We start from the raw sequence: 23,392 nt of genomic DNA, 5'->3' as shown, positions 1-23,392 counted from the left end.
AAGATGGATTGTAAAACAATTGTATTAAGCTAGGAAGGGGAATTCTCTTGAGTAATCGTTCTTTGAATGGAACAGACTTTACCGCGATGGTTTTAGCCGGGGCGGAACAATTACAGCAGCATGCGGAGCATGTCAATTCACTAAATGTATTCCCGGTGCCAGATGGTGATACGGGAACCAATATGAATCTGACGATGAGCGCGGGCGTAACGGAATTGAAGAGAGGAGATTCTTCCTCCATCGGTGTCATGTCCGGCATCTTATCCAAAGGCTTGCTGATGGGGGCCCGCGGCAATTCAGGGGTTATCCTGTCTCAGTTGTTCCGTGGCTTCAGCCGTTACGCTGCCCCATACGAGGAATTGAATACCCTTCAGTTCGCATCGGCATTGCAGAGCGGGGTGGATGCGGCCTACAAGGCGGTGGTTAAGCCGGTGGAGGGTACAATTCTTACCGTAGCGAAGGAAGCGGCCAGACATGCTGTGTTTTTCTCGCGCCGGACGAACGACATCACAGAACTGATGGAAGAAGTGCTTGCCAAAGCAAAGGAAACACTTGCCATGACGCAGGACATGCTCCCTGTACTGAAGCAAGTAGGGGTTGTAGACTCGGGCGGACAAGGGCTTGTGTATATTTATGAAGGGTTTATGCAGCATCTTGGAAGCGGATTGGTGACATCTCCAACTTCAAAAGGCGATAATGTACATCCGGTTTTTGCTCCTTATGTATCGGAGAGACCTACTTCTGCGCCTGTTGCTCCGTCCCCAGATGCGCCGATTTCTGCGCAGGCGAAGCTCGAAACGGAGAATATTGAATTTTTGTATGATATGGAGTTTTTTATTAATCGACAATTGGGCGAAGCGCAAGGTACAAATTTTGATGAGGAAGCTTTCCGGAAAGCGTTGTCAGTAGATGGTGATTCAATTATCGTTATTTCGGATGATGATGTCATCAAGGTTCATGTGCATTCTAAGGCTCCAGGTGAAGTCTTGAATCTTGCGCTGCGTTATGGGGAAATTACACAGATTCGAATTTTGAATATGCGCGAACAGCATCGTGATTTGCTGTCTGCAGGTATGGATGGTGCTCCTGAGCCTGAGTGGTTTGCTGAAATACCAACAGAGCCTGCACGTGAGGAGGAGCCATCTGAGCCCCCAGCTCATGAGCTGGCACCCTTTGGCTTTATAGCTGTGGCTTCTGGTGAAGGGATTGCTGATATTTTTAGAAGCTTGGGTGTTGATGTTGTCCTTTCGGGTGGTCAGACAATGAATCCGAGCACAGAGGACTTCGTTAATGCGGCTCGCTCGATTGCGGCTCAACATATTTTTATTCTGCCGAATAATTCCAATATAATCTTGGCGGCTGAACAAGCGCGTGAATTGCTAGAGGTGGAACGGTTGGTGTCGGTTATTCCGAGCAAAACAATTCCTCAGGGCATTGCAGCAGCATTTGCTTACCAAGAGGAAGAAGCCTTTGAGGTAAATCAAGATAATATGCGGGACGCAGTTACCCGTGTGAAGTCTGGACAAGTGACCTATGCGGTACGGGATACGACACTTGATGATCTGCATATTACAGCGGGCCACTACATTGGTATTCAGGATTCTAAAATTGTGGCGACTGAGGAGCAATTAATGGCAACATCCCGTCTTTTGCTGGCGAAAATGCTGGTGAATGGCGATGAAATTGTTACGATTCTTACAGGTTCGGATGCAAAACAAGAAGAGACAGATCAGCTTGTTGCGTGGCTTGAGGAAAATTATTCGGATGTTGAAGTGGAAGTTCATGAAGGTGGTCAGCCGATTTATCCTTATCTGTTCTCAGTGGAAACCTGATGTGCTTTAGCACGCCCATGGTAGTCCACTACAAAGGAGGTCTGACTGATGAGAACTATCATTTTGACGGATAGCACGGCTGATATTCCACAGGAAATAGCAGATCGTCTCGGCATAGTCATTGTACCATTGACAGTGATGTTCGGCAGCACAGCTTACCTGGATGGTATTGAGATGTCAGCTGCACAGTTTTACAGTGAACTGGTACGGGCTGATGAACTGCCTACAACGTCACAGCCATCACCAGCCCGTTTTTTGGAGACGTATACGGAGCTGTTGGAGCAATACCCCGAGAGCCAGATTATCTCCATCCATTTATCCTCCGGTGTGAGCGGAACGTACCAGTCCGCTCTGCTGGGCAAATCCATGTTGGAGAAGCATGAAGATAGAGTGACCGTTATGGATTCCAAGTCGGCCTCATACGGATACGGTATGCTCGTGGTTTATGCTGCAGAGCTGGCGGCCGCCGGGCAATCCCCGACTGAAATTATTCAGGGTGTGGAACGTCTTGGGGAACGCCGTTGTTTGTATTTCCTGGTGGATACACTGGAATACTTGCAAAAAGGCGGACGTATTGGCAAGGCTGCGGCTATGGTTGGTACGTTGCTTAACATTAAGCCAATTCTTTCGATTGACAAAGAAGGTATTATTTATTCGGCTGATAAGGCGAGAGGGAATAAAAAAGCGACAGCACGAATTATTGAACTGCTGGAGCGGGATTTAAAAGGCCAAAAAATTAATATTGCTGTGGGTCATACGGCAGATCGCTCGGCGGCAGAAGCGTTCGTGGCTCAGCTGGCAGAGCATTTTGAGCTGGGCGATCAAATATATACTGAACTTGGCGCTGTGATCGGAACTCATGTGGGACCAGGAACGATTGGTATTTTTGCATGGCCGGCCGGAGATGAGAGGTAATATGCTGCAATTGGATCAAATACCATTAAAACAAATACACGGCGTGAGTGCTCTCAAAGAGGGAGAGCTTCACGCTTTTGGCATTTCTAACGTGCAAGATATGTTGGAATATTATCCGTTTCGGTATGAAGATTACCGGCTGCGCTCGCTAAGCGAAGTGAAGGACGGAGATAAGATTACAGTACAGGCGAAAATTATGGGCATTCCGGTGCTTCAGCGTTACGGACGCAAATCAAGATTGACTTGTAAATTGATGGCTGAGGATTGGATGTTTACTGCGACATGGTTTAATCGGCATTTTTTGAAGGATCAGCTAACATCAGGTCGTGAAATTGTGGTGACTGGTAAATGGGATCTCAAGCGCATGCAGATGACTGTTGCAGACTCTGAGTTCCCTGATAAAGGAGTGGCCCGTTCAGGGACAATTCAACCGGTGTACTCTATAGGTGGAAAGATTACGCAGAGCTGGATGCGAAAAACAATGAATCAGACGCTCCAGCAGTTTGGTGAAATGATTCCCGAGATATTGCCAGATCTGCTGGTACGCAAGTATAGTATGATGCCACGCAAGCAGGCCATTGCAGGTATTCACCAACCTCAGGACAATCGAGAGGGACAAGAGGCTCGGCGACGAATGGTGTATGAGGAGCTATTTTTATTCCAGCTGAAAATGCAGGCATTCCGGGCGTTAAATCGTGGTCGAGCGGACGGGGTGGTGCATACGGTGGATAACGCCACGATCCGTGAATTTGTGAGGGCTTTGCCTTTTGAATTAACGGATGCACAGAAGAAGGTTGAGCTTGAAATACTGCATGATCTACGCTCACCTTATTGTATGAACCGTCTGCTTCAAGGGGATGTTGGGTCGGGGAAAACAGTGGTTGCTGCCATCGGTTTATTTGCAACAGTACGTTCTGGTTTTCAGGGAGCACTGATGGTGCCAACCGAAATATTGGCCGAGCAGCATATGCGATCGCTTCACAAGCTGTTTGAACCCTTTGGAATCAGCGTGGGATTACTGACAGGAAGTACAACTGGGAAGAAGCGTAAGGAGTTGCTTGCCGCTCTTCAAATGGGTCTGCTGGATATTGTGGTGGGCACGCATGCCCTTATTCAGGAGGATGTGTATTTCCGCCAGCTTGGACTAGTTGTGACGGATGAGCAGCACAGGTTCGGAGTCAACCAGCGTAGTGTACTGCGCCGTAAGGGCTACAATCCCGATGTGCTGACCATGACGGCCACACCGATCCCGCGTACGCTGGCGATTACTGCTTTTGGTGATATGGATGTTTCTACGATATCAGAGCGGCCCAAGGGACGTATTCCAATTTCTACGTATTGGGTGAAGCACGAACTGATGGATCGAGTGCTCGGTTTTATTTCTCGTGAGGTAGATCAGGGACGGCAGGCTTATCTGATTTGCCCGTTGATTGAAGAGTCAGAGAAGCTGGACGTACAGAATGCTATCGATCTGCATATCCAAATGCAGCAGGCTTTTCCACATTATCGCGTTGGGCTGTTGCACGGACGAATGACTCCTGCAGAAAAGGAAGAAGTTATGCGTTCCTTCTATGCAAATGAGGTTCAGCTACTTGTTTCAACCACGGTTGTAGAGGTGGGGGTAGATGTACCCAATGCGACGCTAATGATCATTATGGATGCAGATCGCTTTGGATTGTCCCAGTTGCATCAGTTACGTGGACGTGTTGGAAGAGGCGCACATGCCTCATACTGTGTACTGATCGCTGATCCTAAGTCGGAGGTTGGTCAGGAACGGATGAAGGTTATGACCGATACGGACGATGGTTTTGAGGTTGCTAGACGCGATCTGGATTTGAGAGGGCCGGGGGACTTTTTTGGCACCAAGCAGAGCGGGTTGCCCGAGTTTCGGTTAGCAGATATGGTAGCGGACTTTGAGGTGCTGGAAAAGGCACGTGAGGATGCAACGGATCTGATCAAAGACTCCTCTTTTTGGACATCTCCGCAGTATGAAGCACTTCGCGGTTATTTGCAAAAAGAGCAGATTTTCCAAGGGGATCTTATCGACTGACCCATGATGAATGATGAGGATGCTCTAAACGTTTTTAACAGATAGGCACAATGGACAGGCTGGCCGTCATATATTTGGGAATGACCGAATGATATGGGAGGTGTGGCAACATTGAGCTATCAGCAATATGGAATTAGTCCGCAACTGGTGGAGCGGATTAAGTTGAAAATGAAAAATCGTGTGCTCAAGGAGCGGGTTAAGCAGCAGATTGAGGGCGTGACCAAAGCAGATCTGCAAAACAAAGCTAAGGTGCGCCATCTTGTGAAGACCACTTCTGCTATTTTAAACGAGCGATTGACGGCTACACAGGAGGAGCAACTGACCGCCTTCGTATTGGCACAAAAAATTGATCCGTCCAATACGTTCCATCTGATCAAGCTATGGGGGATGTTCCGTTGATTGCTGTTCGAAGGGGTGCTTCAAAGCACTTTCTATGTTTTATGTGAAGCATAGAAAAAAAGGATTGCCTGATGTTAGGCGATCCTTTTTGGCTTTATTTTAGGCTTTTGTATTTCATTCCCCGGGCAATAGGTAGTGGTCTTAGTGTGAAATTCTATTTGTAATGACCGCCAATCTTGATAGACTGTTGCATGGCCTGTACATCTGGACGTACCGTTGTTCGGTGTTGAAAGTGCTCCCTGCCCCAGGTGCCTGACAATTGAATTCGCCGCACGGGGCGGTAGCTGCGTTCGATAAAACGGTCAAATTGGTCTAGGTATGCAGTTCAGCTTCTGTTCAGACTTGGATAAGTTCATATGGAAGACTCCTTTAATGATGTGTTTATGAAAAGGTTTGTTCGACCCTCAACCTTACCTGAAGGATCAGAATCCGGTTACTGTACGGATGGTTCACCTTGTTCCCGTCTTGCCCGAACCTCCTGGACAATTTTTCTGTTCATTGTTTCCGTCAGCTCATAATTTTTCATTGGAAATACGGAGAGAAATGTCAGAACCCCCGGAATAATCGTAAATAGTAGTGTGAGCCAAATAAGAGTTGTATTTGTTTGGACTATATTGGGCTGGTAACCCGCCAACGCTAGCGCATAACCACCCACGGCGCTGCCGATTGCGGCCGCCAATTTGGCCCGAAAAACGTTAGCTGAGAAAACCATCCCCTCTGATCTGTTTCCTGTTTTCCACTCTCCATAATCGACGCAATCTGCTAGCATTGTGGACATGACAACATAGTTCAGCCCCACGCCAAAAGAAATGATACAGCTGAGAATAAAGACAAGTAAAATAGAGTTTCCGCAGAAGAAAAGGGTTATCATGGATATGGAGGTGATTAGCACCCCTGCTATGCTAGTGCCTTTTTTGCCGATCCACTTGGCAATGAACGGAACTGCGACGTTGCCTGCGATTTGAAAGCCCACGGTTAGTCCCATAAACAGTGGAATGAATGCTTCGGCACCTAGGTTGTATTTAAAATAATACAGAGTAAACGCATTACGGATGTTGGCAGTCATTTCGATAATAAAAAACGAGATGATCAACAGCCGCAAAGGTCGGTTTTCAACGAAGAAAAGGCGGAGTACTCCTTTTAACGTTTGTTTTTCATGTCGAGGCACTACGTGTTTTTCTTTTACGCCAAACACCGTAAACATCATGCAGACGAAAAACAGACCACAAAGTACAGCAACGGCTCCAGCCCATCCGTTGAAGAAATGGACGAGGGGAAGCGCTACGACATTGACCGTCCATAAACCGGCACTTGCAACCGTACGAGGGACAGTCACGACTTTGGTTCGTTCTGCAGCATCTTTGGTTATGGCGGCGGACAGTGACCAATACGGAATGTCCAATATGGAATAGCTAATGCTCCAAGCGATATAGGTAACATAGGCATAAACCAGCTTCCCGGCGGAAGAAAGGTCCGGACTGAGGAAAAGCGCCAAGGTGGTGAGTGTTACCAAGAAAGCCCCGATGAACATGTAAGGTCTAAATTTCCCCCAACGCGTATTCGTGTTGTCGACTGCAATGCCAATAAAGATGTCAACGACCGCGTCAATCACCCGTGCCACCATCAGCAATGTTCCGACTGCAAGCGCATTTAATCCGAAGCTGTCAGTATAGAAGAACATGAGATAAACGGCGGTTAAATTGTAAATAACATTCATCCCATAACTACTCAGTGAGTAAGAGATAAGTGTTTTTAAACTGACTTTGTCGTTATTTTTTGCAGCTGCAGAAGTAAGCATATTTTAACCCCTTTCAAAAATTGACGATCATAACAGCCTGTTATGATATTTTGTTATGAGAACTTGTAAGCGTTATCTTGAGATACAGAATAACAAAAGCTGTGGAAGGAGTACATGATTTTTCTAAAGTAGAAGATAGTAAAAACAAAGATTATTGCATACATTTACGGATTAAGGTTTCATTTTAGGTCTTAGGATATGCTTCTTAATTTATGCTATATTTGTTACGAGGACACCGCCCTTTGGTTAACTATAAAATTCTGAAGCATGGAGGTTAGGGATGGGTGACAATATGATTCAATTTGTAGATACACGTACCAGTTCAAAGCATAAAAATATTACAGATTTAATTCTGTATAATTGTGGCTCGGAGCCTTGTTCTCCCAACCAGGATTTCGGACCTATCGCCAGGGATTTCAATCTTATTCACTTTGTATTAAAGGGTAGAGGCAAGCTGGTATTAGATAAGGAAACATATAACATAGAGAAGGGACAGGCTTTTTTAATCCCTGCCAATAAGGCCGCTTATTATCAAGCTGATGAGTACGAGCCATGGGAGTACAGCTGGGTAGGGTTTATGGGGATCAAGTCCGAAATGTACTTGCAGAATATCTCTCTTGTTCAGGATAATCCGTATGTGGTAAGTATCGGAGACATCACTTTTTTTCATTCGACTATTCTTGAAATGCTTCGTATAGGGAATAATACACTTTCTTCATCCTTGGCTATTCAGGGCTATTTATGCCATATTCTCGCCAAGTTGGTGCATGAATCAGGTGAAACGATGCCTGTGAAAGAAGAGCTTCCCTATTCAGTTCAAGCTATTAACTATATGGAGAAAAACTACAATGGTGGCATTCAAATCAGTGAGGTGGCAGAGTATCTCGGACTTCACCCCAATTACTTGACCTCTGTTTTTAAGCAGGAGATAGGTGAAACACCGAAGCAGTATTTAATGAACATTCGGATTAAAAAGGCATGCGAGCTGTTACAGGATACCAGTTACTCTATTCAAGTAATCTCCAATTCTGTCGGTTACTCGGATCAACTGACCTTTTCGCGGGCATTTAAAAATATGATGGGCATTTCCCCCAGCGCTTATCGTGAGAAAATTCTTTGATTTTACTATATATATCTTCTAAAAATACTGGTGCTTGAGGTAGGGTTGTTTTGATATCGTAAAGCTGTTGGTTTTTCCTGCATGGTATTTTAAAGGATTGCACGGAAGAACTCACTTTACGAGAGGGGAACTGCATGTGGATACACTCATTGCCTTTATTCCAGCCATAGGCTGGGGATTCATGCCAATACTGGCGCAACTGACAAAAGCCAGTCCTCGCGAGCAACTGACGGGGACGGTCATCGGTGCTGTATTGTTCGCACTGTGCCTGTATTCGTACTCACCTGTTAACTTTCAAGTCACACCATTTATTGTGAGCTTTGTCTCTGGTGTGTTTTGGTCCGTAGGACAGTTGCTTCAATTTCAAGCTTTCCAGAAAGTAAGCGTTTCAACGGCCATTCCTATTATTTGCGGGCTGCAACTCATGGGAACGACGCTTTTTGCAGCACTAATCTTGGGCGAATGGACGACCGGGTACCAAATTGGTATTGGATCAGCAGCGCTTATATTTATTTTGTCTGGCATCTTGCTGACGAGCTATCAGGGGAGATCAAGTGGTTTGTCCAAGCCCTTGCCCCTTCAAATTCTTGTCATGTTGGTTTGTTCAGGTATAGCCTTAACCTTGTATGTTATTATTAATCAAATCTTTCATGTCTCCGGTCTGTCGGTCATCTTACCGCAATCACTTGGCATGTTGTGTTCAGCGCTTTTAATGAACTGTAAGGGAGGGCAGAAGCTCCATCTGGTTCAGGTGCTGCGCAATTTGTCTACGGGTTTGTCGTGGAGCGTAGCGAATTTGGCGCTATTTATTTCAAATGGGCTTATTGGGGTCGCTGCCAGTTTTCCCATCTCTCAGGCGAGTATCGCCATCTCCTGCGTTGGCAGTATTCTGATTTTCAGGGAAAAGAAGAGCCCGGGGGAATGGCTTCGTCTATTGGCCGGCATTACGGTAATCATGGTCGGAGTGGGATTGATTAGCCTAGTCAAGCTCTGAGAATATTCAGAATTAAGAACTGTACATGCAGTACGGCTACAGATGGTTAGGGTATATGAGTCGATGATTAAATAGATTTGTGTGATCCAGAATCCTTTCAGGTTGTACAGTAAATCTATTTAATGTCTTACTTATAATGCCCCCCAATCTTCCTGGATCTTTCCAGGGCCTGGCCGACATGAGTGAGGGAGGAAGCTCTTACGATCGCCGTACTGCCGTAGCGCTCCTTAATGCTGTCGGTGGCTTTCTCTAGGGAGCGTGCCCGTTTCTCATCCTCAAAAAAGGAAACCTGGTACGTTTCCGCATCCATTAGACTGCTTAGGCTAACGCCCAGTCGCCTTACCGGCATGCGGTCCCAAAATTTATAGAAAATTTCCTTGGCGGCTTTGTAAATTTTATTCGTGTTGTTAGTCGGATCGGGCAGCTTCATCTGGCGCGAAAACCCGGTGGGCGACTCAAACGGGCTGCACATGCAACTGACAGTAACGACATACCCCATATACCCTTTGCGCCGGCTGTCCTGACATACTTCCTCGGTGAGCTCGAGCAGAACGGTTTCCACTTCCGCAGGCTGGAGATAGTCTCGGGGAAGAGTCATCATATGACCGATGGATTTAGGAGGTGTCTCAAATGTTTCCGGCTTAACCGGGCTATGATCGATCCCGTTAGCAGTTCGCCATATCACCTCTGCCTGTATGTTGGATTGTTTGCCGAAATGAGAGCGGAATTTGTCCTGAAGTCGGGGCAAGGGAGTACGGGCGATTTCCCCAATGGTGTACAGTCCAAGCCTCTCCAAATGCCGTTCCATACGCGAACCGATACCGAACATAAGACGTACTGGTTGGGGCCACAGCAAAGTTGCAATGTCAGACGCAGGCAACAAGAAAATGCCGCTGTCATTTTTTTTAGCCCATATATCTGTTGCGTAGACAAACTAATTATGTACGTAATTAGTTTGTACATAATTAATGCTTTTTTCTCTACAGAAAGATGGCTTAGAGAGTTTTAGTCTTAAATTGATGTACATTATTCTTCGAGCAATTTCCTAGTTGTGTACAAAATCTGGAGATTGTATATTGAAAGAGAGCTGTTTTAGTAGGGGGAAATACTATTGAAATTGCACGATAAAATCGAAGAATTAGAATATGGAAATTTTTCTTTTGGTGTGGATGTAGCATTTGCAGAGTATTGGATAAAAAAAGAGAGAGCTACTAGAAAACATGCCGTTATTGTACTGAAAAATAAGCTTGATGGGAAAATGATTGTACATCCTCTAACAGCCTTTATTCAATGGAGATGGAAATATAAGGAGTACAATACTCAAAGATTGCATGGTGTTCATCTGTCTCAATTCTTAAATTACGTACTTATCAAGAAAAAAAGAAAATATGAATTGAAATCTTTGTCTGAACTAACAAATAATCATGGGACTGACTTCTTGAATTATCTACTAAGCAAGGGGAATGCAAATGTCAGTGTTAAAAATGTGGAGCGTACATTAAGGTGTTTTTATAACTTCTTAGCTGAGAAAGATTGTTTAATTCATGATATTGCTCTTCATCCATTTAATCCAATGTATTCAAAAGAGTTTGCTTATGATATGGAGAGGGGGAAATTAGCAATCGAACATACGCTGCCCAATAAATATATATTCTTTTTTTTGAGGACTGCTTTATCGATATCTCCGTCTATTGCATTTGCGATATATCTTTCTATTTTTGGGGGACTTCGTGCAGGCGAAATCGTTAACATTAGGGTGAATGATCTGAGATCCTATGGTGATGAGTATGGAAAAGGAGGACTGCTGATTCTTCTAAAAACGCAAAATCTGAGAACGGACATTAAAGATACTTCAGGAAGTTCTAGAGTAAAAAGAGATAGAAAGCAATTTGTTTATTCTGTAAAAAATATGCTTTCTGTTTTGTATAAGCTCCACTTAAATAATTTGCAAAGAAAACTAGGTAGTGAATTTAGTGGAAGTTCTCCTCTCTTTGTTAATGCTTATGGAAAAGCTTTAACAGGGAAAAGCTTACGAGATTGGTTTGGTAAAGTGAAGGAGGCTTTTCTTAAGAACCTCAGTTCGTCAGAAAATCCAAATGATATGATTACTGCTATAAACCTGCAATCAACGAAATGGTCTTTTCATATAGGTAGAGGAACTTTTACTAATCTTTTGGCTAAAGCGGCTTTAAATCCTTACGATATTGCTTTGCCTAGAGGTGATAAAAATATTTCCTCCTCATTAACTTATATGAGTAACAGTGAGGAAATGAAACTAATCTTGGAGGATCTTATCGATAGTATATACAAAGAATAGTGAAGGTGAGAGCATGAAGTATTACACTATTGAACAAGCTTCAGAAAGGCTGAAGATTGAAAAGAAGAAGCTAGGATGGTGGTTCTACAATAGGTATAATCCATTAGAAGTAATCTCTGGTACGAAAATTGAGAAAATTAATGGGAGATTACTAATCAAGGAGACAATAATTGAAGCTTATGAAAATTTCCTGAGTTTTTACATAACAGTTGCAGAAGCTGCTGCTGATCTGGGATGGGAGCGTGGTGTATTAGAGAATTGGGTTAATCATAATCGCAAAGAGATCAGGATTAAGAAGATAGGGGGTACCAATTATATATATAAGGATGATATTAAACCTCTTCGAAATCTTAGTTTTGACATAAGTGATTGTATGAATACCAAAGAGATTGCGGCTGAGTTAAAAATACATAGATCTACTGTCCTTGATGCCCTCCATAAAAACGAAATTGCTGGTGGCTTTACAGTTAAAGGTCATTTTTACGCACCGAGGGGATCTGTTGAAGAATATAAAAATAAGTATTTAAAAAATATTAGTGATTTAGATGAGTATTATTCTATTGGCCAGGCAGCTGAAATATTAAATTATTCTCCTGATTCCGTACGTACAATGATAAGAAGTCCGAAAGTTGAGCTCACTGGAATAAAAAATATGCGGAAAAACTCTTATTTCTTATTAAAAAGTGATGTCCATCAGTTTAATGATTTTATAAATGAAATACCTTACAAATACTATACAGTTAAACAAATTATAAAGAAGTTTAATCTCCATCGCTGTTTTGTAAACAAGTGTCTTAATGAAAATTTGCATGAGCAAACTAAATGGGTTGTACTTGTCCAACAAATCGAAAGAGTTATTTTAAAGTCTGATTTTGAAGCTTTTTTTGAAAAGTTTGATAAATATAGATTGGAAAAAATGACAGATCCACATTTGATTTTTTTAAACGTTGCTTTGATGATAGAAGTTCCTACCTATCTTACCCAAACTAAGAGTTTATATTTTGAATTTGTTAATTTGAAGCAAAATACTTCGAAAGCTAGTAAAGATTCGCAAAGAATGAAGGCAAGAGAATATGGTTTTCTACTTCAATACCTAATGAAGCTTGAAAAAGAACTTTCTTACTTCACAGATTCTGAACTTAAATGGCTATTGCGTACAACCGTAAATACAAATTTAAAAAGAAATTTAATTGGTTTTTTATTGTATTTACAAGAACAAACTTCGACAGTTTTTGTGGAGAAATACAGAATTTCAGAAAAACAATTGAAACCTAAAGAAAAAGATATTTATTCTTATGATGAATTCATTAGTATTCAGCAATATTCAAAAGACATAGAACATCATATTGGGCATGCATTGAGGAGTAGGAATTATGCGGCTACCTGGCTTTACATTTCTTTGCATTTAACTAATGCTTGGAGGTCTTCAGATTTTTTGAGGTTACCTACTGTAGATATTTCATTAATCGGTATTAATGATTTCAAATGGTTTTACGAAGGTAATCGCCTGTCGTCTGAGCAGTCTCAAAGAATTGTAAACCAATATGCCTATACTCGTTTAAAAGTTTCTAAAACCGGTGCTCTCAATCGTTTTCTTATAAATTTCGAAATGCTTATCCCGATTGCGACAATGATTGTTATTTGTGAGCTTCATCGAAGAAAAAAGAATGCCCGACATCTCCTTACATCAGGAAGAAGCATTAGTACATTAATTAAAGGAAGCCTTCCCACTTTTCTACCCTATCCACTTCAGTTTGGAAGTATGAAAATGAATCGTTCCTTTATGACGTATTTATTTTATAAAGCAACAGGAAATACATTTACACAAGGAATTGCTCTAGATTTAGTACAAAATAGTCGCCGTCATAAGAGAAATGATTCTACTGCTCTGTATGTTCAATCTGTAAATAAGGATGGAAACATATCAAATATAACAGTTAATTTGTGTAACAGAGGACATTTTGGTTACCTTTATAATTTGCTAATTGAAAGATCTTATATGCTTGCAAAAAAAGAAATTAATGATTCGCTAAATGAAAGATCCCTTAAAATTCAAGAATTCAAATCAATTTTTAGTACTCCATATGAATTGGAAAAATTCGGTGAATTATTAAAAGAACAATTTGAAGAAAGAGAATCTCTCGCTATAAGAGTATCTCTAATGACAACAGACGAAGCCAGTGAAATACTGAATAAAGTATATGAAGATAAAATGCCTGGTCATACGGAGCATACTCAATGTTTTGTACATCCTAATTGTATTCATCCAACTGCAATAACTTGTGTTGGATGTCCTAATATGATCCCCAAAAATTATTTGTTGATAAGTGTTTCAAATGAGTTGAAACGGCGGGTTGGAATACTTAAGTATACGGTTAAGTCCTCAATTGCTTGTCGGGAGAGAGCTTGGATAAACAAGTTGTTAATACTTTTACAAGAAGCAACTAACACGTTTGGTATAGAGTACACCAAGACATTTGTTGATTATGAAAACTTACTATTAGATATTGCAGAAGCTTACCATAATCAACATGGCTTATTAAAATAATAATTATAGGGTGATGTTTGTTGAATGTTCATGGGTATATTAAAGAAGAGTATGTCACAGATTTAGGCAATGAAAAGTTTGTGAATTCTTTCGAAAACATAACTTTTAAATTGGAAGATTTACAAATTTACATTGATAAATTTATAGAAATAAGATCCAGTGGAAGAATAATAAATACTAACTTTAAAGATGATGAATGGATTTTGAATGCACAAAAAAACGAATCAAAATCTTTAATTAGATTTAATACTAAATTATCCACTGAAATGAAGCTGTTACTTAAATGTTTTACTATATTAGGGATCATTGAAGGACATGTTAATGCATATACGCAATTACGTATTAAATATTTAAATGAATGTTTACTGCAATGTTTTGGCTATCAAGCAGAGTCTGAAAAAAATGTCATAGCATTTGAAAGCTGGCTTCTCTCAAAAACCAAACCTTTACTTTCTAAATTAGGACCAATTCTCAATCAATTTTTAAACTTTTATAATCCCATTTTAAAAAAAGAACTTTTAGAAATATCAAATCAAATTTGTATATTTGTTGATGGTGTGCGAACTCTGCCTAATTTTAAAGATACCTTGATATTTGATCATATTATTACGGATTTCCAGAAGACATGGACCGATTACGAAAAACTGATTTTTTTCCCAATTATCTTGTGGTGGCGTGTTACTCTTGTTATTCCTATGAGAGTAATTGAATTCTGTTCACTTGCAAACGATTGTATTACTGTAGATTCTTCTAATCGATTTCTATTAAAAATTCCTAGGAAAAAAGTACGCGCTAAAAAACAAAACGAGATAAATATTGCCGATGTTCTTGAAATTAATGAAGATTTGTTTAATTTAATTTTAGAGTATAAGGAAACAACTCAGGATTTCAATAAAACCCCCTATTTGTTATCTTATGATGCCTACTGTGAATCTCTGAGAGTGAAGAAAAGCAACGGGAGACAACTTCGCAAGAATAATATTGATATGTTTGGAACCCAGCAACTATCTTCATTATTAGTATACTTCTATGAAGAAATTGTTGAAAAAAAGTACAATTTTACATTAGAAAAAATAAAACTTCTAGATACCCGCCATTATGCTTTTTGTAATATGATGCTACAAGGTTTTAATATGTTAACCATAGCTCGGATAGGCGGACATAAAACGCTTAATGCTCAAATGCATTATTTTAGTCATCTCGAAAATTTAAGTCAATCCTCGATTCAATTTTTAGCAGAACAACACAACAAATTTAGTTCTTTACCCGATCAAAGTTCACTAAGATCTGAAGAAAAGATTATTAAGGCTAAATCCTTGTTAAAAAGATATACAGAAGATGAAATAAAAAATTTTTTCTCTATGGAATTTGGTTACTGCACTTTTAATCCGGAAAAATGTCCAGTAGGTGACTGTAGACACTGTTCTCATTTATATATTCCAGCAGATCAGTTTAATTCTCAATTAATTTATTGGTTAAACGATGAATCAATTAGACTTACTAACTTGATCAAAGAACAATTGGAACTTATGAAAAGTATTACGTGTAACATGACATACAATTTTGGAACATTTGAGAGCGATCCTATCGCGCAGTCTGAGCTTAGTTTCTTAGCAGCAAATTCTAAGAAACTAAGAGAGCAAAAAGCTCAAAATGACGCTAAGCTCAATTTAATTTTCAGAGAAGGAGCATTACATGATGAAGAATAGAGTTGGTAAGCCAAAGCAATATTCAATAGACCAGTTAGATTGTTTGCTACTAAAATATGTTGAAAATAATCCCTCAGCAACAATTACATATATCGATTTGGAGAGAACTACTGGAGTAGGACGCAATACATGGTCTCGAAATATGAAAGAAAAAATAGAAAATCTCAATCGCCCGCCATCCATATTAGAAAAAGGAAATGAATCTTCTCTTCCTCTTCCTAATATGGATGAACTGGTTAAAAATAATATTGGTAATCAACAGAAATTAATTCAAGCGTTAAATCAAGTAAACAGTATTATTCAGAAACTATATGTTAAAGCTAAAAGTGTTCACATATTTGAGCAGGAGATTGAAGATTTGAATAACAAGATAATAAAAATTAATGAAGAACTTAATGTGGAAAAAAATAAAAATAAATTATTGAGAGAACAAGTTGAGCATTTTAGCCAAGCCTATCGTAATATTGCTGTTACTTCTTCTTACCCCGATTCAGAATTAAAAAATGTATTTGACTTCAAAAAAGGGGATAAAAAGAATAAGGATAAAATTATGACTGATTTAATCGAACAATTTGATATGTTTGGGCCAAAATGAAAAAAAGTTATGAATTTATAGGAACCTATAGTTTTGTTTTTTCATGTCTTAATGTATGGAGATAAAAAGTAATGGGTTCCAGCTGTTAAAAATAAGCGCGAGTGATAATTTTATGAGAATAAGTATTTGTGAAGAGGATAGTAGAAACTTGCATATTATAAGTAAGTGTAAGACCTTCTAAGAACCAAGTTGATCAAGAAATTGGGGTAGTACCAGCGAAGCTGACACCATCCGCAAAGTAGATGTTATTAGATGGGGAATCTATTGATAACCTCGTTGTATTCCTCCTGAGCATCAGTAATTGCAAGCTTGGAATAGACTTCTAAAGACTTCCGGCTTTCATGACCTGAATACGGTTGTATGAGCGCATCATCAATGCCTTTTTTTAGCCAGGTTAAGAGAAAATGTCGCAGCTTGTGTGGAGACAGATTCTGAGTCATGCCGGCAACTTCCGAATATTTGGCTAGGATTTTGCGGATTCCCCGATCAGTATATTTCTTCTTCCATGATGATTCGAAAAGGTACACCGCTTGCTTCTTTTTCATGGAATCAGCATGCATGGCCAACATTTCCTTGAACGAATGAGGGAATGGTACAATACGATCCTTCTTCCCCTTGCCACATCTGACACTAACGGAAATCAACATCGACCAACTTGATATTAATCAGTTCACTGACCCGAACGGCTGTATACAGAAGTGTCTTAACGATCATCATGTCTTGAAAATTCTTCGCCTGCCAGGCAGCATCATAATATCGCTTTAGCTCCTCTTCTGTGGGTACATAGGGGAGCTTCTTCGCTGCTTTGGGTACCTCGACTTCCAGTTCTGCTCGAAGGTGCTGAAAAAGGCTTTTGAGATACGCATAGTCTGGTCGTTCCCCGCGGATATACTTGGCCAGTTCTTTCGCTTTACGTTTTGGAGATGTACGCTTTTCGTTCATGCAAGCACACTCCCTTCCAGGGGGAACGTTCACTCATATTCAACTTGAACGTTCCGTACGGGTTCACATGCGTATAAACCAGGGGCGTAAGTGCCCGTAAGTCTTCCGGCGTCATCATATCGTACCATCTTCGGTCAGACAGGATGTTTTGTAACATGATGGTATTTATTATGTAGACCAAGCAGTTCTGCAGGAGGTGGAGTGACAGTACGGCAATCTCTTGATCCTCTAAACGGTTGGTAGCTATTTCTTCGCCTTTTCCGTAAAAAATGAAACTGTTTGCCGAGTTCCAGTTCTCCACGACATTCAACCCTGAATTGATCTCCCTGCGCAGCTCCTCTGAGTGAAGATAATCGCACAGGAATATCGTCTTGACTGCTTTACCCAGTTCGCCCAAAGCTTGATACGTGGGATGTTTTAAGTTATTGCGTGTAAATCGCTTCAGGATCGCTTCCGTTTCAGCGGTACCAAGGCGCAAAGCAGTGGCATACTTCATCATTTGGTCGTACTGCTGCCGAATCAGCTCCCAATTGATCGGACGAGTCAGTACCGGCTGTAAATTCTGATAAGCATCGGTCATACCTGGTTCAGGTCTGTACAGCTTTTGTGAATGAATAGCTTTAAGGCGCGGCATGAGCTGGTACCCTGATCTGGGTTCGGTGGTATGTGATAGATCTTCCGGACCAATCATACTGTGTATAGTTCCGGCCGCATTTCAATCTGCTTCGCAATATATTGGATAACCGCTTTAGGAACTTCAAATTTATGAAAGGGAAAACGCGCTTCGTATTGAAAAAATTTGAATAGAACCGCAAAGCCTAATCTTATTTCGCCCGACTTGTTCCCGATTTGTTGCATCTCGTTGGGCATAAATGTAAAGTGTTCAATCAACTCGTCCAACTCTCAGTTACGCTTCATGTAATCCCCTCCAAACGAAGTTCCTAAAATGGTGAGTATCGGAATAATGCAGTTAAAATCAGTAATCGAAGCTATATTTTATGGACAATATGTATCTCGAAAAGTGCGATATTCTATTTACAAAAACAAAAACGGAACTTCTCCGTAATAATCGGTGCCAGATAAGTTTTGAAAGTCTACAAATTTCCAAAAGAGATAGCTTGACTTAGAGTAAACTTAAAGGTGTAAGATGGTCCAAGTCGACAACAAAAGGAGTTCCTTGAAATGAATATTAAAGAAGTTGCGGAAAGAACCGGACTTTCTGCACATACCATTCGATTTTATGAAAGAAGTGGGTTGATTCCAAAAATAAAGAGAAACGATAGCGGAATACGAGAATTTACGGATTCTGAAGTAAACTTTCTTATGTTTATGGTAACTCTCAAAAAAACAGGGATGTCCCTTGAAGATATTTCGGAGTTTACAAAAGAAGGCTGCATACTGGAACGTTTGGAATCCGGAGAGATGCCCAAAGAGCCAGTTAGCAATCGACTTTCAATTCTTATGGACCATCAGAATAAGTTACTTGAACAACAACAAAATATTGAATTACTTATTAATGCCGTAGCTCAAAAAATTTCATTCTACGAAAAGTACATTGAGGGCACGGGTAAAAAAGAAACGGAGGATTTTGAAGATGATGGAAAAAAGATATGAAGTCGGTTTACAATTAATGAATGAGGTTGTCGGAGAATTTGGAGGTCATACTCGTGATTTTTTGAAAGGAGTTGCCCCTGATTTTGAACGTTTCTTAGTTGAATTTCCATTTGGTGACATCTATAGCCGACCGGGATTGGATCTGAAATCTCGTGAAATTGCGACGATCGCTGCTTTAACCGCTCTTGGTTACGCAATTCCTCAAGTGAAAGTTCATATTAATGGTGCCTTAAATGTTGGATGCACAAAAGAAGAGATTTTAGAGATAATGATGCAAATGGCAGTTTATGCTGGTTTCCCCGCCGCTTTAAATGGACTAAATGCGGCTAAGGAAGTTTTTACAACTAGAAATTTATAAAAGGGGGAGCATCAACATGTTAAACCGGAATATTTCTTTTACTTGGCTTGGTTTTGGCGGATTTTATATAAAGACACCCGGAAATAAAGAAATACTTATTGATCCATGGATTAAAAACAATCCCTCCTGCCCCGAAACGATTAAAAACATTGAAAAAGTAGATTACATTTTATTCACACATGCACATCGAGATCATGCTGAAGATGCCGTTTGGCTTGCGCAAACGACAGGTGCCATGGTATTGGCAGGTTGGGAATTGGCATTTATTCTTCAGAAAAAAGGTGTCCAAAATGTTGTTGCGATAAATAAAGGTGGAACTCGAAAATTAGGAGACATTGCGGTTACTGCTGTACATGCAGACCATTCCTCAGCTTTCGTTGATGATGATCAGATTATCTATGGTGGGGAGCCAATGGGGTACGTAATCAAATTCGAAAATGGATACACGGTCTATCACGCTGGGGATACAAACGTATTTGGCGATATGGCTCTAATTGCGGAATTATACGAGCCAGAGCTGGCACTATTGCCAATTGGTGATGCTTATACGATGTCCCCTCGAGAGGCGGCTAAGGCAGTCCGCCTTCTAAATATAAAAAATGTAATCCCGACACATTTTGGCGTATTTGATTTTTTAACCGGTCGACCAAGCGAACTTTCTGCTCTGCTCTCTGATATTGAAGATTTAATGGTTTATGATATATGTCCTGGTGATACTATTCAGTAAAAAACAGGTTTGTGAACGAAATTTCCCCGGTGCTGGAAGATAGAAACTATAATTAAATAACAAAGTGAGCAGTCAAAACTTATTTTAGTTTTGGACTGCTTTTTTTATAGTTGTAAGAAAAGAAATTAAATACGTTGCCTTTGGTAACAGCTGACTACTAATAAAATTGAATAACATTCCATCAACTTTGCGGGTGGTATCAGCTTCGCTGGTACTACCCCAAATTAGACGCTTTCTATGATGAGTTAATAAAACTAAAAAATGATAAAAAAATAGCCTATCTAGACTTTTGTCTTGTAGGCTATCTTTTTTCTATATGAGAATCTATTGTAACTAAAATATTGTATGCCAATTGTTGAATCAATTGAATATCATAAATAGATCTCCTCGATAACAAGTCGTTTAAGCTGTCTATAACCTCTTCTTTTGCTCTTTCATCTTCAGAGAAGTACTTATCATTGTAGAATCTAAAAAACTCGTCAGGAGTGGATTCGAGAGCTTCTAAGATTCTTTCCAATGTTTCTAAGGAAATATTCCTTTCACCTCGTTCTATTCCTCCAATATAGGGCTGAGGCAAGCCGACTTTTTCACCCAGCTGCTCCTGGGTGAAATTTTTGCTTTTTCGGATAGCTCTTATTCGCTCTCCTACATAATCAGTAATATGAATCCCCACAGTAACCACCTCTCTTTACAGATTAGGTAAGTTTCAGTCAGGATTACAGATATTCATGTTATATATTGTTATTTGAAATTATACAATTTAAGATCTATATTGTTTATGAGCAACCACAAAGAGATTAGAAAGAAAAGGTGATTAAACTTCTATGAATAGCTTGCCAAAGCCCATTGTTATTGAAAATGTTCTTCAATATAAAATGCGCGGTAAAGTAGCCTACCAAAGTTACTTACCTGCTTCAACTGCACTAAATGTTACTTATGTTAAGCATTACGATCATCCTGCTGGTAAAGGCTATCAACGGCCTATAGATTCTAAAAGAAGTACTGATTTTGCAATATACTTATCTAAAGGTGACGATGCTTTATTTACACCTGTTTTGTTAAATGGTGCTGGGAATTGGGAATTTTCAGCTTACGATAATATAAGAATAAATTATGGAAGACTTGTATGCAAAGGGAAAGCATCCCTTATGGATGGACAGCATCGTCTTGGTGGTATTGAGCGTTATATTCAAGAAACTAATGCTGAATTAAATATCCCTTTTCTAGCTTTCCATTATCTCGATGAAGATGAGGAAATACAATTATTTGATACTATTAATACTAAAGCTAAAGGTATTGGGACTTCTTTAAGTAAATATTTACGTCGAAATTCCGATGAATATAGCTGGATTGCAACAGAGCTAATCACACGTCCTGAGAGTCCCTTTCATAACATCGGCAGCATTGTTGGTAAACGTACACGTGGTCGCCATATTACTCTTCAAAATCTGTATCGAACACTCCAGTATCTATTTAAAGAACAAAAACTGGTAGCAATGAGCAACGAAGAAAAATATCAAATTGCTTTAAATTATTATCGTTACATTAAAGATATTTTTTCGAAAGAATGGATAGATTATGGGGACTATCGTATTACCCATATTGTTTGTCTTGATGCCCTTTCTATTGCCGGTGGCAAGATTTTGACCAAGAGTATAAATGAACGAGGTAGATTAGATTATAACCTGATGCACAAGCATGTAAAAAAACTTGTGTCAATGAACTGGTCCTCAGAAGGTCCTTTAAAATATGTTAAAGGTATTAGTGGATCTAAATCTTTGGCGATTGATTTAATTGATATGATGATGTTGTCTTCAAATTAATGAGTGTCCAAAGAAAATACTATATTTACACTAAACATGCTTTATGTTGGTTAGATAACGAGAGCAATCCCCTTTGATGGGGCTTGCTCTTTCATGAACTATATCAATTTTTCCATAATCATTACGTCTACATATTGGCCATCTATAACCCCTTGTTTTTCAAAGATACCGACTTTACGGTAACCCATTTTTCGATAAAGCCTTTGGCCATTTTCATTAAAGGGGAAGGTAAACAGGACAATTTTATAAAAATTGCTTTTCCGAGCTTCTTTCTCTAACTCCGCATGAAGTGCGCTGCCAACCCCTTTACTTCGGAAGGTTCGGTCTACGTAAATCGATAGGTCTGCTACACCATCATAAGCACAACGATGAGAATAACGATTCAAAGAAGCCCAGCCAACCACAATCCCGTCCGACTCTGCGACCAAAACGGTGTAGCGGTTTTGATGTTCTCTAAACCAGTTAACCATATAGTCGAAGTCTTTGGCTTCCGTCTCTAGTGTAGCTATCCGATCTTCAATCCCCTGATTGTAAATGTCTAGAATACGATCCAGGTCTTCTGAGGTTGCTGTTCGAACGTTCAATATTGGCATGCTGATCCCCCACCCATAAGTACATTAGGCTTTCTTGGCCTTTATGATCGCAGAAACAATGTAATTATCCACGTTTGCACCAGGTAACCAATCTTTGATGAATGATTTGGACTCATCTTTAGGCTCGATGCTAATACTGGTAAATCCACTCTGCAGAAGCATGGACTTCACTTCTTCCAATGAAGAGGCGCCGGAAATACAGCCGGAATACAACTCGCTCAGGTCATTTTTTATTTCAGAAGGAAGCTCTGCAGTAGTAATAATATCGGAAATTGCTAGTCTGCCGCCCGATTTCAGAACACGAAAGGCTTCGTTGAAGACCTGCTGTTTATCCGGAGAAAGGTTGATCACACAGTTGGAGATAATCACATCTACTGTGTCATCTGCTACGGGCAGATGTTCGATTTCTCCTAGACGAAAATCAGTGTTTGTGAAATTCCCCTTAGCTGCGTTACTGCGGGACCGGCTGACCATATCTGGGGTCATATCGACACCGATGACTTTACCGTCCTCTCCTACTTGTCGTGAGGCCAAAAAGCAGTCAAATCCACCGCCGCTGCCCAAATCCAAGACGATTTCACCAGTCTTTAATTCAGCAATAGCTTGCGGGTTACCACAGCCAAGCCCGAGATTTGCTCCTTGGGGAACAGCTGTTAACTCCTCTGTGGAATAACCCATTTGTGATGAGAGGGCATCCACATCAGGCGGGGCCCCACAGCAGCTACCTGCTGCGGGGGGATTGACTTCCTTAACGGCAATTTGTTGGTAATGCTTCCGTACATTTTGGCGGATTTCATCATTCGTAGGTTTATTCAACGCAAAACACTCCTTTAAATTGGATAGATGGAACAGAATTTTAACAGCTATTATGTTTTAGTTAGCAGCAAGGCGCGCAGCAGATGGAGGTTTGCACTGGTTTAGGAAGAAAAAAGTCAAAAGACAACCGTTTTTTTTTGGAATTTGCATTTGACCATTTCCAAACGGATTGAGATCGGTGCTGCTTTTCCAGTTCATGAGCTTTCATCAGGTATTCTGCAACATAGATGTTTTCATTCATT

General features: G+C 40.4%; 22 protein-coding genes and 2 pseudogenes. 14 read left to right on the top strand and 10 right to left on the bottom strand.

Annotation, left to right across the window (positions count from 1 at the left end):
* The first annotated feature begins 47 nt into the window (after positions 1–47).
* The 4 genes from PPM_RS16240 to PPM_RS16225 all read left to right on the top strand — a co-directional run bounded on the left by PPM_RS16240 (position 48) and on the right by PPM_RS16225 (position 5,196).
* On the top strand, positions 48–1,832 hold the full coding sequence (locus PPM_RS16240; protein WP_013371838.1) for a DAK2 domain-containing protein: 1,785 nt from the start codon (positions 48–50) through the stop codon (positions 1,830–1,832).
* Positions 1,833–1,880: 48 nt separating this feature from the next.
* Positions 1,881–2,747 carry a DegV family protein gene (locus PPM_RS16235; RefSeq protein WP_013371837.1) on the top strand — a complete coding sequence of 289 codons (867 nt, stop codon included), beginning with the start codon at positions 1,881–1,883 and terminating at the stop codon, positions 2,745–2,747.
* 1 nt (position 2,748) lies between these two features.
* Positions 2,749–4,797 (top strand): ATP-dependent DNA helicase RecG, encoded by a 2,049-nt coding sequence (gene recG / locus PPM_RS16230; protein ID WP_013371836.1) that lies wholly within the window; start codon positions 2,749–2,751, stop codon positions 4,795–4,797.
* 111 nt (positions 4,798–4,908) lie between these two features.
* The gene (locus tag PPM_RS16225; RefSeq protein ID WP_013371835.1) at positions 4,909–5,196 is read left to right on the top strand and encodes a stage VI sporulation protein F; all 288 of its coding nucleotides are present in this window, start codon (positions 4,909–4,911) and stop codon (positions 5,194–5,196) included.
* Between the two features lie 433 nt (positions 5,197–5,629).
* Here the strand turns inward: PPM_RS16225 and PPM_RS16220 are convergent, their stop codons facing one another.
* Positions 5,630–6,994, bottom strand: a complete 1,365-nt coding sequence (locus PPM_RS16220) for a glycoside-pentoside-hexuronide (GPH):cation symporter (RefSeq protein WP_013371833.1) — start codon at positions 6,992–6,994, stop codon at positions 5,630–5,632.
* A 280-nt stretch (positions 6,995–7,274) separates the two neighbouring features.
* Between PPM_RS16220 and PPM_RS16215 the strand changes: the two genes are divergently transcribed.
* Positions 7,275–8,114, top strand: a complete 840-nt coding sequence (locus tag PPM_RS16215) for an AraC family transcriptional regulator (protein WP_013371832.1) — start codon at positions 7,275–7,277, stop codon at positions 8,112–8,114.
* 136 nt (positions 8,115–8,250) lie between these two features.
* Positions 8,251–9,108 (top strand): GRP family sugar transporter, encoded by an 858-nt coding sequence (locus PPM_RS16210; RefSeq protein WP_013371831.1) that lies wholly within the window; start codon positions 8,251–8,253, stop codon positions 9,106–9,108.
* Positions 9,109–9,235: 127 nt separating this feature from the next.
* Here the strand turns inward: PPM_RS16210 and polYB are convergent.
* Positions 9,236–10,033 (bottom strand): annotated as a pseudogene (polYB, locus tag PPM_RS16205) (DNA polymerase IV); the annotation flags it as partial.
* A 186-nt stretch (positions 10,034–10,219) separates the two neighbouring features.
* On the opposite strand from polYB, the gene PPM_RS16200 reads away from it, so the two are divergent.
* The 4 genes from PPM_RS16200 to PPM_RS16185 are packed head-to-tail and all read left to right on the top strand — an operon-like array spanning position 10,220 to position 16,277.
* Positions 10,220–11,425 carry a site-specific integrase gene (locus PPM_RS16200; RefSeq protein ID WP_014600028.1) on the top strand — a complete coding sequence of 402 codons (1,206 nt, stop codon included), beginning with the start codon at positions 10,220–10,222 and terminating at the stop codon, positions 11,423–11,425.
* A 13-nt stretch (positions 11,426–11,438) separates the two neighbouring features.
* Complete coding sequence (locus tag PPM_RS16195; RefSeq protein WP_014600027.1) at positions 11,439–13,973, top strand: hypothetical protein; 2,535 nt, start codon at positions 11,439–11,441, stop codon at positions 13,971–13,973.
* Positions 13,974–13,993: 20 nt separating this feature from the next.
* On the top strand, positions 13,994–15,682 hold the full coding sequence (locus tag PPM_RS16190; RefSeq protein ID WP_014600026.1) for a phage integrase: 1,689 nt from the start codon (positions 13,994–13,996) through the stop codon (positions 15,680–15,682).
* The gene (locus PPM_RS16185; protein WP_014600025.1) at positions 15,669–16,277 is read left to right on the top strand and encodes a hypothetical protein; all 609 of its coding nucleotides are present in this window, start codon (positions 15,669–15,671) and stop codon (positions 16,275–16,277) included. Before PPM_RS16190 ends, PPM_RS16185 begins: the two co-directional genes overlap by 14 nt.
* A 248-nt stretch (positions 16,278–16,525) precedes the next feature.
* On the opposite strand, the gene PPM_RS30180 is transcribed toward PPM_RS16185, so the two are convergent.
* The 4 genes and pseudogenes from PPM_RS30180 to PPM_RS30660 all read right to left on the bottom strand — a co-directional run bounded on the left by PPM_RS30180 (position 16,526) and on the right by PPM_RS30660 (position 18,110).
* A complete protein-coding gene (locus PPM_RS30180; RefSeq protein ID WP_014600024.1) occupies positions 16,526–16,924 on the bottom strand; it encodes a tyrosine-type recombinase/integrase in 399 nt (132 codons plus the stop codon).
* Entirely contained in the window at positions 16,908–17,219 is a 312-nt protein-coding gene (locus PPM_RS30175; protein WP_014600023.1) for a tyrosine recombinase XerC, read from the bottom strand. Before PPM_RS30175 ends, PPM_RS30180 begins: the two co-directional genes overlap by 17 nt.
* Positions 17,188–17,865, bottom strand: a pseudogene (locus tag PPM_RS16175) (Tn3 family transposase); the annotation flags it as partial. The gene PPM_RS30175 and the pseudogene PPM_RS16175, both read right to left, overlap by 32 nt.
* Before the next feature lie 41 nt (positions 17,866–17,906).
* Positions 17,907–18,110 (bottom strand): DUF4158 domain-containing protein, encoded by a 204-nt coding sequence (locus tag PPM_RS30660; RefSeq protein WP_148266405.1) that lies wholly within the window; start codon positions 18,108–18,110, stop codon positions 17,907–17,909.
* A 291-nt stretch (positions 18,111–18,401) separates the two neighbouring features.
* Between PPM_RS30660 and PPM_RS16165 the strand changes: the two genes are divergently transcribed.
* From PPM_RS16165 to PPM_RS16155, 3 genes are read left to right on the top strand one after another with little or no spacing between them, the layout of a single operon-like run.
* A complete protein-coding gene (locus tag PPM_RS16165; protein ID WP_014600020.1) occupies positions 18,402–18,833 on the top strand; it encodes a MerR family transcriptional regulator in 432 nt (143 codons plus the stop codon).
* Positions 18,814–19,191 (top strand): carboxymuconolactone decarboxylase family protein, encoded by a 378-nt coding sequence (locus PPM_RS16160; protein ID WP_014600019.1) that lies wholly within the window; start codon positions 18,814–18,816, stop codon positions 19,189–19,191. Before PPM_RS16165 ends, PPM_RS16160 begins: the two co-directional genes overlap by 20 nt.
* Positions 19,192–19,207: 16 nt before the next feature.
* Positions 19,208–19,918, top strand: coding sequence for a metal-dependent hydrolase (locus PPM_RS16155; protein ID WP_014600018.1), 711 nt, complete (start codon positions 19,208–19,210; stop codon positions 19,916–19,918).
* A gap of 301 nt (positions 19,919–20,219) precedes the next feature.
* On the opposite strand, the gene PPM_RS16150 is transcribed toward PPM_RS16155, so the two are convergent.
* Complete coding sequence (locus tag PPM_RS16150; RefSeq protein WP_014600017.1) at positions 20,220–20,591, bottom strand: helix-turn-helix domain-containing protein; 372 nt, start codon at positions 20,589–20,591, stop codon at positions 20,220–20,222.
* 151 nt (positions 20,592–20,742) lie between these two features.
* Here PPM_RS16150 and PPM_RS16145 point away from each other — a divergent pair, with 151 nt between their 5' ends.
* Positions 20,743–21,741, top strand: coding sequence for a DGQHR domain-containing protein (locus PPM_RS16145; protein WP_014600016.1), 999 nt, complete (start codon positions 20,743–20,745; stop codon positions 21,739–21,741).
* Positions 21,742–21,839: 98 nt separating this feature from the next.
* Here PPM_RS16145 and PPM_RS16140 read toward each other — a convergent pair whose 3' ends face one another.
* The 3 genes from PPM_RS16140 to PPM_RS16130 form a co-directional block, all read right to left on the bottom strand.
* Complete coding sequence (locus PPM_RS16140; protein WP_014600015.1) at positions 21,840–22,334, bottom strand: arsinothricin resistance N-acetyltransferase ArsN1 family A; 495 nt, start codon at positions 22,332–22,334, stop codon at positions 21,840–21,842.
* 24 nt (positions 22,335–22,358) lie between these two features.
* Positions 22,359–23,150 (bottom strand): arsenite methyltransferase, encoded by a 792-nt coding sequence (locus tag PPM_RS16135; protein WP_014600014.1) that lies wholly within the window; start codon positions 23,148–23,150, stop codon positions 22,359–22,361.
* 61 nt (positions 23,151–23,211) lie between these two features.
* Complete coding sequence (locus tag PPM_RS16130; RefSeq protein WP_043921425.1) at positions 23,212–23,391, bottom strand: hypothetical protein; 180 nt, start codon at positions 23,389–23,391, stop codon at positions 23,212–23,214.
* Between the last annotated feature and the right edge of the window lies 1 nt (position 23,392).

Source organism: Paenibacillus polymyxa M1, from assembly GCF_000237325.1.
In the GTDB taxonomy this organism is placed as follows: domain Bacteria; phylum Bacillota; class Bacilli; order Paenibacillales; family Paenibacillaceae; genus Paenibacillus; species Paenibacillus polymyxa_C.
Note: the sequence above shows the minus strand (reverse complement) of the source record. Positions and strands in the feature narration are given on the sequence as shown.

What these genes read in the sequence shown, in the direction of transcription:
- PPM_RS16165 (WP_014600020.1), top strand. Translation starts at nt 18,402, where the DNA reads ATGAATATTAAAGAAGTTGCGGAAAGAACCGGACTTTCTGCACATACC.
- PPM_RS16160 (WP_014600019.1), top strand. Translation starts at nt 18,814, where the DNA reads ATGATGGAAAAAAGATATGAAGTCGGTTTACAATTAATGAATGAGGTT.
- PPM_RS30175 (WP_014600023.1), bottom strand. Translation starts at nt 17,219, where the DNA reads ATGAACGAAAAGCGTACATCTCCAAAACGTAAAGCGAAAGAACTGGCC.
- PPM_RS16145 (WP_014600016.1), top strand. Translation starts at nt 20,743, where the DNA reads ATGAATAGCTTGCCAAAGCCCATTGTTATTGAAAATGTTCTTCAATAT.
- PPM_RS30180 (WP_014600024.1), bottom strand. Translation starts at nt 16,924, where the DNA reads ATGTTGATTTCCGTTAGTGTCAGATGTGGCAAGGGGAAGAAGGATCGT.
- PPM_RS16140 (WP_014600015.1), bottom strand. Translation starts at nt 22,334, where the DNA reads ATGCCAATATTGAACGTTCGAACAGCAACCTCAGAAGACCTGGATCGT.
- PPM_RS16155 (WP_014600018.1), top strand. Translation starts at nt 19,208, where the DNA reads ATGTTAAACCGGAATATTTCTTTTACTTGGCTTGGTTTTGGCGGATTT.
- PPM_RS16220 (WP_013371833.1), bottom strand. Translation starts at nt 6,994, where the DNA reads ATGCTTACTTCTGCAGCTGCAAAAAATAACGACAAAGTCAGTTTAAAA.
- PPM_RS16235 (WP_013371837.1), top strand. Translation starts at nt 1,881, where the DNA reads ATGAGAACTATCATTTTGACGGATAGCACGGCTGATATTCCACAGGAA.
- recG (WP_013371836.1), top strand. Translation starts at nt 2,749, where the DNA reads ATGCTGCAATTGGATCAAATACCATTAAAACAAATACACGGCGTGAGT.
- PPM_RS16215 (WP_013371832.1), top strand. Translation starts at nt 7,275, where the DNA reads ATGGGTGACAATATGATTCAATTTGTAGATACACGTACCAGTTCAAAG.
- PPM_RS16195 (WP_014600027.1), top strand. Translation starts at nt 11,439, where the DNA reads ATGAAGTATTACACTATTGAACAAGCTTCAGAAAGGCTGAAGATTGAA.
- PPM_RS16185 (WP_014600025.1), top strand. Translation starts at nt 15,669, where the DNA reads ATGATGAAGAATAGAGTTGGTAAGCCAAAGCAATATTCAATAGACCAG.
- PPM_RS16130 (WP_043921425.1), bottom strand. Translation starts at nt 23,391, where the DNA reads ATGAATGAAAACATCTATGTTGCAGAATACCTGATGAAAGCTCATGAA.